This is a genomic window from Pseudogemmobacter lacusdianii (assembly GCF_030848395.1).
GTDB classification, from domain to species: Bacteria; Pseudomonadota; Alphaproteobacteria; order Rhodobacterales; family Rhodobacteraceae; genus Pseudogemmobacter; species Pseudogemmobacter lacusdianii.
The window spans coordinates 236,969-251,685 of sequence record NZ_JAVDBT010000002.1 but is presented as its reverse complement, the minus strand read 5'-3'; the positions used below and the strand labels follow the sequence as shown (position 1 = coordinate 251,685).

Sequence of the window (14,717 nt, the reverse complement as noted above, 5' to 3'; positions counted from 1 at the left end):
CCTTGGCCCCGCTAGAGAGCGGCACCCGCCCATAAAACGCCGGGGCTGGAAAAGATGAGGGCCGAACGGATGATCCGTTCGGCCCCTTATGCTTGCCAAAGAACGCGCGCTTTGCAGCGCTCCTCCAAGAACTTAGAAGTCGAGGTTCTCGACCTGAAGCGCGTTCTGCTGGATGAATTCGCGGCGCGGTTCAACCACATCACCCATCAGCTTGGTGAAGATATCATCGGCCTCGGCCAGATCATCGACGCGCACTTGCAAGAAGGTGCGGGCCTCGGGGTCCAGCGTGGTTTCCCACAGCTGCTCGGGGTTCATCTCGCCCAAGCCTTTGTAACGCTGCAAGGAAAGGCCCTTCTCGCCCTCGGCCAGAATGCTCTTCAGAAGGTCAATCGGGCCTTGGATGATCTGTTCACGCTCTTTGCGCACAAGCTTTGCCGGGTCGGTATAGATGTCGCGGCTTTGGCCCGAGATCGCCGAGAGACGCCGCGCCTCGCCCGAGCGCAGCACTGCGCCGTCCAAAGTGTGCAGCTCTTCCACGCCGCGCAAGATCCGCGACAGGCGGATGCCGTGGTCTTGCGTGATCCGGCCCGACCAGCCCTTTTCATATTCCGCCGCAATCAGCGACAAACGGCGGGCGACATTCTCGGCCACGGTGTTGAGATCGGCTTGGCCCGCATCAAAGGCGCCAGCCAAAGCCGCTTGCTCAAGAATGCCGCGCGGATAGTTGGTCGGGAAGGAATCGAGCACTTTGCGGAACTGCCGAGCCGCTTCGATCACGCGGCGCAGGTCGGCCCCCGCAAGCTCTTCGCCATTGCCAAGCCGCAGAACCGCGCCTTCGATCCCCATATCGATGAGGTAATCCTCAAGCGCCGCTTGGTCCTTGATATAGACCTCGGACTTGCCGCGGCTGACTTTGTAAAGCGGCGGCTGGGCGATGTAGAGATAGCCACCCTCGATCAGCTCGGGCATTTGGCGGAAGAAGAAGGTCAGGATGAGCGTACGGATGTGGGCGCCGTCCACGTCGGCATCGGTCATGATGACGACTTTGTGGTAGCGCAACTTCTTGATATCAAACTCATCCCGGCCAATGCCGGTGCCAAGCGCGGTGATCAGCGTGCCGATCTCTTGGCTAGCGAGCATCCGGTCAAAGCGTGCACGTTCGACGTTCAGGATCTTACCCTTCAACGGCAAGACGGCCTGATTGGCCCGGCTGCGGCCCTGTTTGGCCGAGCCACCTGCCGAGTCACCCTCGACGAGGAAGAGTTCGGATTTCGCCGGATCGCGCTCTTGGCAATCGGCCAGCTTGCCGGGCAGCGAGGCCACGTCCAAAGCGGTCTTGCGACGGGTCAACTCGCGCGCTTTACGGGCAGCTTCACGGGCCAAGGCGGCCTCGACGATCTTGCCGACGATGATCTTGGCAGTCGCGGGGTTTTCCTCAAACCACTCGGCCAGCTTTTCACCGACCAAGTTTTCCACCGCCGGGCGCACCTCGGACGAAACCAGCTTGTCCTTGGTTTGGCTGGAGAATTTCGGGTCCGGCACCTTGACCGAAAGCACGCAAGTCAGACCTTCGCGCGCGTCATCGCCGGTGAAATCCACCTTCTCACGCTTGGCGATGCCGCTGGTTTGGGCATAGCTCGTGATCGTACGGGTCAGCGCGCCGCGGAAACCAGCAAGGTGGGTGCCACCGTCGCGCTGCGGGATGTTGTTGGTGAAGGGCAGCACGTTTTCATGGTAGCTGTCGTTCCACCACATCGCCACTTCCACGCCGATGCCGTTCTTTTCGCCGGTCATATAGATCGGCTCGGGCATCACCGAAGTTTTTGAACGGTCGACGAATTTCACGAATTCGCGCACGCCGCCGTCATAGTAAAGCTCGGTGCGCTGTGGATCAGCGATCCGCTCATCCGCCAGAATGATGCGCACGCCCGAATTCAGAAACGCAAGCTCGCGCAGCCGGTTTTCCAGCGTTTTGAAGCTGTAGTCGAGGTTCGAGAAGGTGCCATCTTCGCGGTTGGTCTTGGCGCTGGCCAAGAACCGCACCTGAGTGCCCTTCCGGCCCGGCGCATCGCCGATGACGCTCACATGCTCGACGCAATCGCCGAATTCGAACCGCGCCTGATATTCTTTGTCGTCGCGCCAAACGGTCAGGACCAGCCATTCCGACAGCGCGTTCACCACCGACACGCCCACGCCGTGCAGACCGCCCGAGACCTTATAGGCGTTGCCGCCCTCATCGGTGTTGTTGAATTTGCCGCCTGCGTGCAACTGGGTCATGATGACCTCGGCCGCGGAGACGCCCTCTTCGGGGTGGATGTCGACCGGGATGCCACGACCGTTGTCGCGCACCGAAACCGAGTCATCATCATGGATCGTCACCACCACCTCGGTGGCGTGACCTGCCAAGGCTTCGTCGATGCCGTTATCGACGACTTCATAGACCATGTGGTGCAGGCCCGAGCCATCATCGGTATCGCCGATATACATGCCGGGCCGCTTGCGCACAGCCTCCAAGCCTTTGAGAACCTTGATAGAATCAGCGCCGTATTCGGCGGGTTTCTTGGGCGCATCGGCCATGTATCGGAACCTTCCAGATTGCCCGCCATTTATAGCGGTTCGGGCCGGGAATGTCACGGCCAGCACACCAGATTTTGTGTCAGGTAAGAGGGATTACCAGCCCCACAAGAATAAGCAAGACCCCTGAGCCGATGTTCATCCTGCGAAGGGCCGCAGGGCTGGACAAAAGCTGCCGCGCCCAAGTCAGGAACAGGGCCAAAGTCAGGTTGCCAAGCATGGGCAGGATGCAAGAGATCGCAAGGATCACTGCAATATCGATCCCGTTAACCTGCGTCAGATCGAAGAAGCCGGGCAGGAAGCCCATGTAGAAAAGGATCGCCTTGGGGTTGCCGATCACAGCCGCAACACCGACGGAAAAGCCCGCCCAGATCCCCGGCCGGGTCAACCGGCTGTCAGTGCCGGGCGCATCCGGCTTTTTGCGCAGCAACAGAACGCCCATCACGATGAAGACCAAGGCCGCCAGCCAGCGCAGCAAGGTCAGCGCCTCGCCATAGACCGAGAGCACCCAAGTGAGGCCCAAGATCGCGCAAAGCGGCCAGAGGAGATCGCCAATCGCGACGCCAACCGCCAAGGGCCATGCCGCGCGCATGCCGCCCGACAAGGACCGCGCGGTCAGCGCCACCCAAACCGGGCCGGGCACCGCCCAAAGCCCTGCCATCGCAAGCGCATAAAGCAACATTTGATGCAGGGTGATGGTCATGCTGGGCACTCGGCTTTCATCGTCAGAATGGTTGTGAGGAGCGGAGAGGGCGGCGGTCAGGTGCGCAACTGACTAAGCCCGCCTTCCTCAAAGATCTCGATGGTTTGCCCGCGATTTCCCAAGCTGTCAAACAAGGCGGCCTCGGTCCCCGTCATCAAGGCCTGCGCGCCCAAGGCGCAGATCTCGTGATACAGCGCAGCACGCCGGTCAACGTCGAGATGGGCCGCGACTTCGTCGAGCAAAAGCACCGGCGCATGGCCAAGCTCAACCTCAATCGCGCGCGCATTCGCAAGGATCAAACTGATCAGCAAAGCCTTTTGCTCTCCGGTCGAACATTGCCCCGCTGGCACGCCCTTCGCACTATAGACCGCTGCAAGATCAACGCGGTGCGGGCCGATCAGCGTGCGCCCAGCGGCCATGTCGCGGCGCCGGTTCTCGGCCAAGGCTTGGGCCAAATCCTCGGGCGCACCTTCCGGCGCAAGGATCGAGAGGTCAGCGCGCGGGAACTGCGTCTGCGCATTGGTTTGGGCGACGGAAATTCGGTCCAAAGCCGCCTGCCGATTGGCCGTGATCTGGCGGCCCGCATCATCCATCCGCGCCTCAAGCGCGCCATACCAATGCGGGTCTTGCACCTGATCCTTCAAAAGCCGGTTGCGGTCGCGCATCGCCTTTTCATAGGCCAGAACCACTTCGCCATGATCTGGCGTGAAACTTAAGGTCATCCGATCAAGGAAGCGCCGCCGCCCTTCAGCCGCTTCAATCCAAAGCCGGTCCATCGCCGGCACCAGCCAGAGCACCCGCAGCACCCGACCAAGGGCGGTTTGGGTGGCTGCCTTGCCATCAATCCGGGTTTGCCGGGTCTCATTCGCCTCGGCCCAAGCCTCAAGCTGATGCGCGCCGCCGATGCCGTCGATCTCGGCGGTGATCTTCCAGCCAAGCGCTTCTGGCCTACGCCCCAGCTCATCACTCGCAGCCCGGCGCATGCCACGGCCGGGCGAGAGCAAGGAAACCGCCTCGAGAATATTGGTTTTGCCAGCGCCATTCGGGCCAACGATCGCCACAGGACGACCATCAAAGGCCAGTTTCGTCGCACGGTGGCTGCGGAAATGCGAAAGGGTCAGGTTGGTGATCGCAAGACCGCCCATAACCTGACCCTTCCCAAAAGTGACGTCGCAACACGAGGTCGGAGGCCGCAGCCCCCGCCGCCGGTTTAGACGCGCATCGGCATCACGACATAGACGGCCGAGGCGTCATTGCCCTCGCGCATCAAGGTCGGATCGCCCGAGGAGTTGAAGAGGAAGACCGCGTTTTCACGGTCCACTTGGCTGGCAATCTCCAGCAAATACTTGGCGTTAAAGCCGATTTCCAAACGCTCGTCGGAATAGGCCACGGCCAGCTCTTCTTCCGCCGCACCCGAATCCGGGGCGTTGACCGACAAGATCAGCCGGTCTTCATCCAAGGACAGCTTCACGGCGCGCGACCGCTCGGACGACACAGTCGCCACCCGGTCGACGGCCTTGGCAAACTCGCTGGCGTCCACTTCCAAGCGGCGGGTGTTGCCGGTCGGGATAACGCGGCTGTAATCGGGGAAGGTGCCGTCGATGACTTTCGAGGTCAAAGTGATCGCCGGAGTGGCGAAACGCACCTTGGTTTCCGAGACCGAAACCGCGATCTGCGCCTCATCATCGTCCAAGAGCTTCCGCAACTCGCCCACGGTTTTGCGCGGCACGATCACGCCGGGCATGCCTTCGGCCCCTGCGGGCAGCTCGGCATCGATCCGGGCCAGACGGTGACCATCGGTCGCAACGCAGCGCAGAACCTGGCCCTCTTCGCCGGTCGCCACATGCATATAGACGCCGTTCAGATAATAGCGGGTCTCTTCGGTCGAGATGGCGAATTTCGCCTTATCGAACAGCCGCCGCAAGGCCGGAGCCTTGGCGGTGAAATTGGTAGCGTATTCCGACGAGGCCATCACCGGGAAATCTTCTTTCGGCAGCGTGGCCAAACTGAAGACCGAACGGCCCGCCGCAATGGTCAAGCGCCCCGCCGCGCCATCTTCGGTCAGATTGACCAAGGAGCCATCGGGCAGTTTGCGGATGATCTCATGCAGCATGACGGCCGAAACCGTGGTGGCCCCGGCACGTTCGACCATCGCCGGCGCGCGATCGACCACTTCGATGTCCAAGTCAGTCGCGCGGAACGAAGCCTGCGCGCCATCGGCTTCAATCAGCACGTTGGCAAGGATCGGAATCGTGTTGCGCCGCTCAACAACGGATTGGGCCTGCGCCAATGCTTTCAGCAAAGTCCCGCGTTCGATCGAAAGTTTCATCCATCATCCCCCTGCCGGCGCCCCGATTCGGGGACGCTGACATTACCCGGATACTGCCGGGGCGCAACAAATTACCGCTGACTTTGTAAGGCTTTCCCAAGCCCGTCAAGGCCGCCGGCCCGTCAGCCCTGCAGCATCCGCTTCAGAAGTTGAAGATCATCAGAGAGTTGGCTGTCCATCGCCATCAGCTCTTCTATCTTGCGCACGCCATGCATGATCGTGGTGTGATCGCGCCCACCAAAGCGGCGGCCGATCTCGGGCAGCGACCGGGCGGTCAGTTGTTTGGCCAGATACATTGCCACCTGACGCGGCCGGGCAATGGTGCGCAGCCGCTTCGGGCCGATCATATCGGCAAGGCGAATGTTGTAATGCTCGGCCACTTTGCGCTGGATCTCTTCAATGGTCAGCTTGCGATCCGAGGCGCGCAGAATGTCGGCCAAGCAGTCTTGGGCCAGATCAAGCGTGATCTCACGCCCGACGAGCGAGGCGAAGGCGAAGAGCCGGGTCAAAGCGCCTTCCAGCACACGCACGTTGGTGGTGATGCGATGCGCGAGGAACTCCAAAACGCCCGGAGTGATCTGCAAGCCTTTGTATTGGGCGCGATAGGCCTCAACCTTTTGCTGCAAGATGCCAAGGCGCAGCTCGTAATCGGTGGGATGCAGGTCCACCACCAGACCGCATTGCAGGCGGCTGCGGATGCGATCTTCAAGATCCTTGATCTCCCCCGGCGCGCGGTCGGCCGAGATGACGATCTGTTTGTTCTGATCCACCAAAGCGTTGAAGGTGTGGAAGAACTCTTCTTGCGTCGAATCCTTGCCGGCGATGAACTGTACGTCATCGACCATCAGCACATCAACCGAGCGGAAAAGCTGTTTGAAATCCATCACCTGCTTGTCGCGCAGGGCTTGGATGAAGCGGTACATGAACTGCTCGGCCGAAAGATAAAGCACCCGCAGATCGGGACGGCGCAGCTGAAGCTCATGCGCGATCGCATGCATAAGGTGGGTCTTACCCAGCCCCACGCCGCCATAAAGGAAGAGCGGGTTGAAGGTCACCGGGCCGCCCTCAGCGACACGGCGGGCGGCGGCATGGGCCAGCTCGTTGGGCTTGCCGACGACGAAGCTGTCAAAGGTGAAACGCGCATCCAGCGGTGCGCCGGGCAGCTCTTCGTCTTGTCCGGCACGCGCCCGGGCCGGACGGGCCGGAGCCGCCGCAGGGGCAGCCGCGGCAGCAGCAGATTTCACCGGAGCGGATTTCGGCGCCGCGCTTGCCACAGCAAATTCAATGCGATGCACCTCAGCCCCGGCATTCACCAGCTGGCTGCGGATATGGTCGGCATAGTTACGCTGCACCCAATCACCAAAAAAGCTGGTCGGCACTTCGAAATGCGCGACACCATTCGTCAGCCGATTCAGCCGGAGCGGTTCAATCCAGGTCGTGTAGTTATTCTTGCCCACACGCTGCATCAGCGATTCGCGGACCTGTCCCCAAGTTTCGTTCGTCATATTTAGCCCGACCTGCACCGATTCTGCGGGCCATAAATGACCCGGCACCGTAAGTTGCCCCCACACACGATTCACACGCATAATATGACAGACCCATCGCATAAGCTTTGGGCAAGCCGACATTTATATCCAGAGAACAAGAACAACTATTTAAGCCGCAAAGCAGCAGTCAACAGTTCTTCGGTCCGAGATGCCAATGGCATCCGGTTAACACTCTGATCACAAACGAAATTCGTGTTTACAGGCCGTCGGCCCGCTCTTGCTTGGCAGCGCGAATCTCATTTGCGATCACAGCTTGTCCCCCAAGACGAAGTGAATCGCAAAGAGACGCTAGCCCTTCCCGGAGGGGGTCCGCAACCGAACAACGAGCTTGACAGAGATTCAATTCAATCGAATCCCGAGAGGCCTGACAAATTGGTCACGAAGCCAAATTTAACCAATTAAAGGGCCGAATCTACGAGAAAGGGGGCGCAACCCAATAGATTGCGCCCCCTTAATAAAGTCAGTCTAAACCTAGATTCAGGCTTTAGCGGCCAAGGCCTTCACACGCGAAGCAAGGCGCGACATTTTGCGCGAAACGGTGTTCTTGTGCAGCACGCCTTTGGTGACGCCACGAGCCAGCTCGGGCTGGGCGTTTTTCAGGGCTTCAGCAGCAACAGCCTGATCGCCGGAAGCGATGGCTTCTTCCACTTTACGCAGGAAAGTGCGGATGCGCGAACGGCGGGCTTTGTTAACGGCAAAGCGCGCTTCCGACTGGCGGGCGCGTTTTTTGGACTGGTCGGTATTGGCCATGATTGGCTCCTTACGGTCTATTCAAATGTCAATTGCACGAAAGACCGAAGGTCCCGATCGAGGATCGAGATCTATTACTGCCTAAGCGGGCCCACGCGCATGTAGGGCGGCCTATAAGCGATTCCTTATCGAAAGGAAACAGCGAATCGCCCGCCCCGAGTCTTTGGCCGAGGTCGATGCTCGGCTTAACCAGCCTGCCGCTCAGCGGTCGCGGAATTGCGGCTGACGCTTTTCCAAGAAGGCTGCCATGCCCTCTTTCTGATCGCTGGTGGCGAAGGCCGCGTGGAAAAGCCGGCGCTCGTGCAAAAGCCCTTCGGAAAGCGAGGTTTCTTCGGCCCGATTGACGGCCTCTTTGACCAGCATCGCGGTAATCATCGACTTCTCGCTGATCTTTGCCGCAACCTTAAGTGCTTCTTCTACCAGGGTTTTTACCGGGAAGACGCGGCTCACCAGACCCGCGCGCTCGGCCTCGGCTGCTTCCATGAAGCGGCCGGTCAGATGCATATCCATCGACTTCGATTTGCCGACGAGACGGGTCAGACGCTGCGTGCCGCCCATGCCAGCCACGATGCCAAGGTTGATCTCGGGCTGGCCAAATTTCGCATTATCACCGGCAAGGATGAAGTCGCACATCATCGCAAGCTCGCAGCCGCCCCCCAGGCAATAGCCTGAAACTGCGGCAATAATCGGCTTACGCACGGCTTGAATCGCCGCGGTCTCGGGGCCGAAAAGGTTGTCCACGAAGACATCCGAGAAGCTCTTTCCCGCCATCTCCTTGACATCAGCGCCCGCCGCAAAGGCCTTTTCCGAGCCGGTAATGACAATGCAACGCACTTTGTCATTGGAATCGGCTTGCGTCAGCGCCTCGGACAATTCGCGCATCAGCGTGGTGTTCAGCGCATTCATCGCATCAGGGCGATTGAGGCGGATGAGGGTCGTGTAGTCCTCGGTTTCAACGATCAGCGTCTCGTAGGCCATGTCTCAATCCCCGGGCAAAGTGGCGCGGACTCCTATCAGAGGTGGCAGGATAGGCAAGTCACCGCTGGCACGAGGGGCAGTAGAAGCTGGAGCGACCAGATTGCACCACCCGCGCGATCATAGCATCGCAGCCGGGCGTGGCACAGGGCTGGCCTTCGCGGCCATAGACCCGGAAATTATGCTGAAAATAGCCCAGCTCGCCATTGGTCTGGCGGTGATCGCGCAAGGAAGAGCCACCCGCCTCAATCGCCTCGGCCAGCACGTCGCGGATGATCGGCACCAGTTGAGCGGTCTGAAGTTGGGTCAACGCGCCCGCCAGTCTTTGCGGCGCAAGACCGGCGCGGAACAAGACCTCGCAGACGTAGATATTGCCCAGACCCGCAATGAGCCGCTGATCCAGCAGCGCCGATTTGATCGGCGTGCGTCGTCCCGCCAAGACGCCCGCAAGGTAGATTTCGTCGAAATCATTGCCAAAAGGCTCAGGGCCCAAGGCTGCCAGCAAGGGATGCGCATCGGCCCCCGCCGTCGCGATCAGATCCATCGCGCCAAAACGCCGCGCATCGTTGAAGGTGACGCGCGCGCCGCCCTCCATCTCAAGCACCACATGGTCATGTTTGCCCGGCGCGGGATGTTCATGATGGAAGGCCCCCACCACTCCACCCGAGATCAGCATCCGCCCCGACATGCCGAGATGGATGATCAGAGTCTCATCGGTGGAGAGGTCAGCAAGGATGTATTTCGACCGCCGCCGCAGCGCCAAAACCCGCGCGCCGGTCAGCCGCTCGGCCATGCGGTCGGGCAAAGGCCAGCGCAGATCGGGCCGGTTCACTGCCGCTTGCAGGATCTGTTGCCCCTCCATCACCGGCAAAAGACCACGCCGGACGGTCTCAACCTCGGGCAATTCGGGCATCACGCACTCCTTTGACGGCATCTTACAGCTTTCCGCGCGTCACCACACCGGGGTTGCGGCAGATTGCGGTTTCCCTTGTCCGCCGCCGAGCGTTATACCCCGGCAGACAGCATCCCAAGGGCCTTGGCATGACCGAAGACCAAAAAACCACCCATTTCGGCTATCGTGACGTTCCGGAATCCGAAAAGGCCGGCATGGTGCATGGCGTCTTTTCCAAGGTTGCCAGCAAATATGACGTGATGAACGACCTGATGTCGGTCGGCATTCACCGCATCTGGAAGGATGCGATGATGGACTGGCTGGCCCCGCGCCCCGGTCAGCGCCTGCTCGACGTGGCGGGCGGCACTGGCGATGTGGCGTTTCGGTTCTTGAAGCGCGCCCGCAGCGGCTCGGCCGTGGTCTGCGATATGACCGAGCAGATGCTGATCGAAGGCCGCAAGCGTGCTGATGCCGAAAAGATGGCCTCAAGCTTGGATTGGGTTGTGGGCGATGCAATGGCATTGCCCTTTGAATCCAATACTTTCGACACTTACACGATCAGCTTTGGCATTCGGAACGTGACCCGAATCCCCGATGCTTTGGCCGAGGCTTACCGGGTGCTAAAGCCCGGCGGTCGACTGATGGTTTTGGAATTCAGCCATATTCCCAATGACATGATGCAAAAGGCCTATGACCTTTATTCTTTCAATGTCATTCCGGTGATGGGCCAGATCGTGGCGGGCGACCGCGACAGCTATCAATATCTGGTAGAATCAATCCGCAAATTCCCCGACCAAGAAACCTTTGCCCAAATGATCCGGCAGGCGGGATTCGGTCAGGTGAAGTACCGCAATCTGTCTTTGGGCATCGCCGCCCTGCATTCCGGCTGGAAAATCTAACGCATGCGCGGTCCGCATAATATCTTTCGGCTGATCCGAACCCTTGCCACGATGGAGCGGACAGGGGCTATTAGCCAAGTGCTGACCGCGGTTGAGGCGCCACCGCGGGTGCGCGCTGCGGCGCGGATTTTAGGTTGGCCGTTCAAATGGTTGGGCCTTGCTGGCGACCCCTCGCTGCCGCCTTTGACCCGCGCGCTGACCGCACTGGGCCCGGCCTATATCAAATTCGGTCAGATCCTTTCGACCCGTCCCGATATCGTCGGTGCCGAGCTTGCAAGGCAACTGACCTATCTACAAGACCAACTGCCGCCCTTCTCCACAGATACCGCCAAAGCGATGATCGAGGCGGAGCTTGGCGTGCGGGTGGATGAGGCGTTTTCCGCCTTCTCCGAGCCGGTTGCCGCTGCCTCGATCGCGCAGGTGCATAAGGCCGAAGTCGCTGGCACCGGGCAGATCGTTGCGGTCAAAGTGCTGCGTCCCAATATCGAACGCGCCTTCCGCAAGGACATTGACGCTTTCTTCTTTGCCGCCGCTTGGATCGAGCGGCTTGCGCCCTTCTCGCGCCGCCTGCGGCCTTTGGATGTGGTGCGACACTTTGAAGGTGTGGTTCTGGGTGAGCTGGACCTGCGCCTTGAAAGCTCGGCCGCCTCGGAATTTGGCGACAATACGAAGAATGACGTCGGGCTGATTGTGCCTCAGCCAGTTTGGCATCTCTCGGGGCGCACCGTGATGACCATCGGCTGGGCCGAGGGGATCGGGCTCAACGACCTTGCCGCGATGGATGCGGCGGGCATCGACCGCCCCGCTTTGGGCGCGCGGGTGCTGCAAATGTTCCTGTCCCATGCATTGCGCGACGGTTTTTTCCACGGCGACATGCATCAGGGCAACCTGAAGGTCACCCCCGCGGGCGAGCTGATCACCTATGATTTCGGCATCATGGGCCGGATCGATGAATATACCCGCAAGGTCTATGCCGAGATCCTTATGGGCTTCATCGCCAAGGATTATCGCCGCGTCGCCGAGGTGCATTTCGAGGCGGGCTATGTCCCTGCCGACCGCGACATCGACGAATTCGCCCGCGCCTTGCGTGCCGTGGGCGAGCCGATTTTCGGCATGGAGGCGAGCCGGATTTCGATGGCCCGACTGCTCTCATACCTCTTTGAGGTCACCGAGCGCTTCGGCATGGAAACCCGGACCGAGCTGATCCTACTTCAGCGCACCATGGTCGTGGTGGAAGGCGTGGCCCGCTCGCTGGACCCGCATATCAACATCTGGCAGGTCGCGCGGCCGGTGGTCGAGGGCTATATCCGCAAGAACCTTGGCCCCCAAGCGATGGCGCGCGATTTGATGCGCACAATCCGCGTTCTGGCCCGGTTTGGCCCCAAACTGCCCGCGATGGTGGAAGCGCAGCTGATCAACGCAGGCCATTCGACGGTGGTTGTGAAGCTGCCGCGCGACCGCGCTTGGCGGTGGTGGCCGCTGCCTGCGGTTATGGTCGCTGCGGCTGCCGGGGCGGCGATGGCCCATCTGCTCTAATGGGGCTTTCGTCAAACGTCAGCTTGGCGGCGCCCTAAGCGCGGTGATATCCGACGCAAGCACTTCAATCCCGCCCGCAAAGACCAGCCGAACACCGCCTGCCCCGCCCCGCGCTTCGATGACGCGGCCGTAATATTCCATCGGGTCGGTCTGGATCACCTCACCGGCTCGCACGCTTTCCAGCGAAAGAGAGTAGCGGCCTTCCGGCAATGGGTTGCCCGCCGCATCACCGCCAAACCATTGATAAAGCTCGGTCGAGACCGGGATCCCCTCGCGCGACACCACTGCGCCCGTTTGGTCTTTTACCACGAGAACCGCGCTATCAGCATTTGCCACCGGATTGGGCGCCAGCGTCACCGGCATGCCGCTATACCAAACATCCGCCGCCGCCCGCGCCTCTTGCCCGACCCAACCGGCCAGCTGAGACATCCCAACCAACGAGAATTGCGCCGCCAATGCCTCAAGCAGTTGGTTTGATCGCACTTGCTGCTCGACCCCCGAAAAGGTGGCCAATTGCACGGCATAATCCGAGGATTCTATCGGGTTCATCGGATCTTGATTCTGCATCTGAACCGTCAGCATTTTCAAAAACGTCGTGAAATCAGCACTTAAGCCTGATGAGGACCCGCCAGAGCTGGATTTGGCCGGGCTGGGATAAGAAGCCGTTTCATTAACGTTCATGGGATCCCTCAGATGCGCAAATATAACCCGCCCAACGCGCTGGATTGGCGCGCTGGGGGCACGTCTTTGGTTACAACAGCGACCTCTCCTTGAGGTTCAGGGCTGCCCAATTGTGGTTCAAACACACCATCTTGCGCCCCATCGTGGCCTGGACCAGCCCAGCGCCCGAAGCTGAGATCCAGCGTGGAATGGCCCGCATTGCGCAATTCTGCCGACAAATCGGGCGCGTGGCGGCGCAGCAACTCAAGCGTTTCAGGGCGCTCAGCAGTGACCAAGACCATAAGACGCTCCCCGTCTTGCTGCATCTCGATTCGCACATGGCCCAGCTCTTGCGGAGACAGCTGCAACTCGGTGACCAAGGGCATACCCGCCAAGGCTTGGCTCACCTGCAGATGAACCGGCAGGACGGGCGGGGAACGTTCGGCGAAATGTGGCGCGCTTGCTGAAGGGGCAGTGGTCATCGACAGAATGGTGCCCATATCGGGCGGCGGGGCTGCAGTGACAGTAAGACCGGCAGCCTGATCGGGAACAGGTTGCATAACGCCCATTCCAGAGGGTCTGGCGATGGCCTGAATTTCAGCCAAAAAGGGCACCGGCGTCCCCACCAGCAGAGGCGTGGTCACCGAAACCTTGCTCACCGCCGCCTCAAAGAATTGCACCGGTTCGCGCCCAGCCGCATCTGGCAGCGGCTCTGTCTCGTTAGAATTAGCCTTCCCTTGCGCCAAGCCAAGAGCAGGGCCCGAAGGAGCCTCGGGCGCCACAACCAGGGGCGCTAAAGCTAAAGGCCATACCGCACGCCAGATCCGTTCCTCCTGAGGCATCATCCCGGCGCCCGCGCCTTCGTGCTCTGGCGCCAAGCTATCTTTCTGCCGAAGGGGCGGAAAATCGAGCACATCACTCTGCGACCCTGCGCTACCGGATATACCAGCCAACACCTTAATCTGGCGCATAGGTTCCGCGGCAACAGCTTTTGCAGCGCTGCCACCAGAACGGTCACTCGGCGCATTTATAGCGAAGCGCTCTACCTTGGAGGTTTCCAATATGGCCGGATCAACCACATCTTGAGGCGCAAAAGGCAAAGGCGCTGCGGCATCGGCCAATCTGCCAGTGAACTGCGCCTGCATGACCGCAGGACGAGGCATTTCGGGGGGGCTGACTTTTGCCACCGGCGCAGCTTGAGCCATTACCTTGCTCGGCAAGACCTCGGCATCCTGATGCAAATGGGAGCTTTGAACAGCCTTATCTGGCCAAACGACCGGGGTGAAGGAAGGCGGCACCGGTGCAGTTTCTCCCGCCTCTTCACTGGTTGATGTCGCGGGAAGGCGCGCTGGCACAAACGAGGCAGCAAGAGATGCAGACCACTCCTCTTTGCCATTTGGCACCGGAATTATCTGGGCGGTTAGCAGCGGGAGCTCACCATCGCGATGGTGCTCGTCGGCGAATACATCCAAAGGCTCATCCGAAGATGCAGGGATCGCCTGCTTAGACCCAATCTCCTCCCCTGCACGTTCGGTTGTGAGCTGTATCACCAAGGGCGTGGCAGACATGGCAAAATCAGCCATCCCGAAACCGGCGGCCGCCTGATCGAAGTTTAAAACTACAGTGACGTTGTGCGGCTGAGGGGCCTGCGCGCTGGGCCAATCACTCTCTCGCTTTGTGCCGTCAACAGCCACAGTCTGGTCTGGAGTCGTTTCTGCCTCCCACAAAAGCATGGGAAAGCCCGACACCTCCGCCTGCTGGGGGCGGGGCTCTGCCGCGAGCATCATTGAACCGGGAAGCGGAGGGAGAGGCTGAACCTGCATCATCTTTCTACGATTTCTGTCGGGACGCA

At 60.4% G+C, this 14,717-nt stretch carries 12 protein-coding genes; 2 read left to right on the top strand and 10 right to left on the bottom strand.

All coding sequences use genetic code 11. The features are described from left to right. Positions 1 to 132: 132 nt before the first annotated feature. From gyrB to mutM, 8 genes are all read right to left on the bottom strand, one after another. A complete protein-coding gene (gene gyrB, locus Q9295_RS02950) occupies positions 133 to 2,577 on the bottom strand; it encodes a DNA topoisomerase (ATP-hydrolyzing) subunit B (protein ID WP_306679012.1) in 2,445 nt (814 codons plus the stop codon). Positions 2,578 to 2,656: 79 nt separating this feature from the next. Further along, positions 2,657 to 3,277 carry a LysE family translocator gene (locus tag Q9295_RS02945; RefSeq protein WP_306679011.1) on the bottom strand — a complete coding sequence of 207 codons (621 nt, stop codon included), beginning with the start codon at positions 3,275 to 3,277 and terminating at the stop codon, positions 2,657 to 2,659. Between the two features lie 56 nt (positions 3,278 to 3,333). Continuing rightward, positions 3,334 to 4,422 (bottom strand): DNA replication/repair protein RecF, encoded by a 1,089-nt coding sequence (recF, locus tag Q9295_RS02940; RefSeq protein WP_306679010.1) that lies wholly within the window; start codon positions 4,420 to 4,422, stop codon positions 3,334 to 3,336. 65 nt (positions 4,423 to 4,487) lie between these two features. Continuing rightward, positions 4,488 to 5,606: a DNA polymerase III subunit beta gene (gene dnaN, locus Q9295_RS02935; protein ID WP_306679009.1), complete on the bottom strand. Its 1,119-nt coding sequence runs from the start codon at positions 5,604 to 5,606 to the stop codon at positions 4,488 to 4,490. 122 nt (positions 5,607 to 5,728) lie between these two features. Beyond that, positions 5,729 to 7,111: a chromosomal replication initiator protein DnaA gene (gene dnaA, locus Q9295_RS02930; protein ID WP_306679008.1), complete on the bottom strand. Its 1,383-nt coding sequence runs from the start codon at positions 7,109 to 7,111 to the stop codon at positions 5,729 to 5,731. A 519-nt stretch (positions 7,112 to 7,630) separates the two neighbouring features. Continuing rightward, a complete protein-coding gene (rpsT, locus tag Q9295_RS02925) occupies positions 7,631 to 7,903 on the bottom strand; it encodes a 30S ribosomal protein S20 (RefSeq protein WP_306679007.1) in 273 nt (90 codons plus the stop codon). A 201-nt stretch (positions 7,904 to 8,104) separates the two neighbouring features. Next, entirely contained in the window at positions 8,105 to 8,881 is a 777-nt protein-coding gene (locus Q9295_RS02920; RefSeq protein ID WP_306679006.1) for an enoyl-CoA hydratase, read from the bottom strand. A 58-nt stretch (positions 8,882 to 8,939) separates the two neighbouring features. Then, a complete protein-coding gene (mutM, locus tag Q9295_RS02915; protein WP_306679005.1) occupies positions 8,940 to 9,791 on the bottom strand; it encodes a bifunctional DNA-formamidopyrimidine glycosylase/DNA-(apurinic or apyrimidinic site) lyase in 852 nt (283 codons plus the stop codon). Between the two features lie 128 nt (positions 9,792 to 9,919). Here mutM and ubiE point away from each other — a divergent pair, with 128 nt between their 5' ends. Further along, positions 9,920 to 10,669 (top strand): bifunctional demethylmenaquinone methyltransferase/2-methoxy-6-polyprenyl-1,4-benzoquinol methylase UbiE, encoded by a 750-nt coding sequence (ubiE, locus tag Q9295_RS02910; protein ID WP_306679004.1) that lies wholly within the window; start codon positions 9,920 to 9,922, stop codon positions 10,667 to 10,669. Positions 10,670 to 10,672: 3 nt separating this feature from the next. Beyond that, on the top strand, positions 10,673 to 12,205 hold the full coding sequence (ubiB, locus tag Q9295_RS02905) for a 2-polyprenylphenol 6-hydroxylase (RefSeq protein ID WP_306679003.1): 1,533 nt from the start codon (positions 10,673 to 10,675) through the stop codon (positions 12,203 to 12,205). 18 nt (positions 12,206 to 12,223) lie between these two features. On the opposite strand, the gene Q9295_RS02900 is transcribed toward ubiB, so the two are convergent. Beyond that, the gene (locus Q9295_RS02900) at positions 12,224 to 12,886 is read right to left on the bottom strand and encodes a flagellar hook capping FlgD N-terminal domain-containing protein (RefSeq protein WP_306679002.1); all 663 of its coding nucleotides are present in this window, start codon (positions 12,884 to 12,886) and stop codon (positions 12,224 to 12,226) included. Positions 12,887 to 12,894: 8 nt separating this feature from the next. Then, positions 12,895 to 14,691 carry a flagellar hook-length control protein FliK gene (locus Q9295_RS02895; protein WP_306679001.1) on the bottom strand — a complete coding sequence of 599 codons (1,797 nt, stop codon included), beginning with the start codon at positions 14,689 to 14,691 and terminating at the stop codon, positions 12,895 to 12,897. Positions 14,692 to 14,717: the final 26 nt, after the last annotated feature.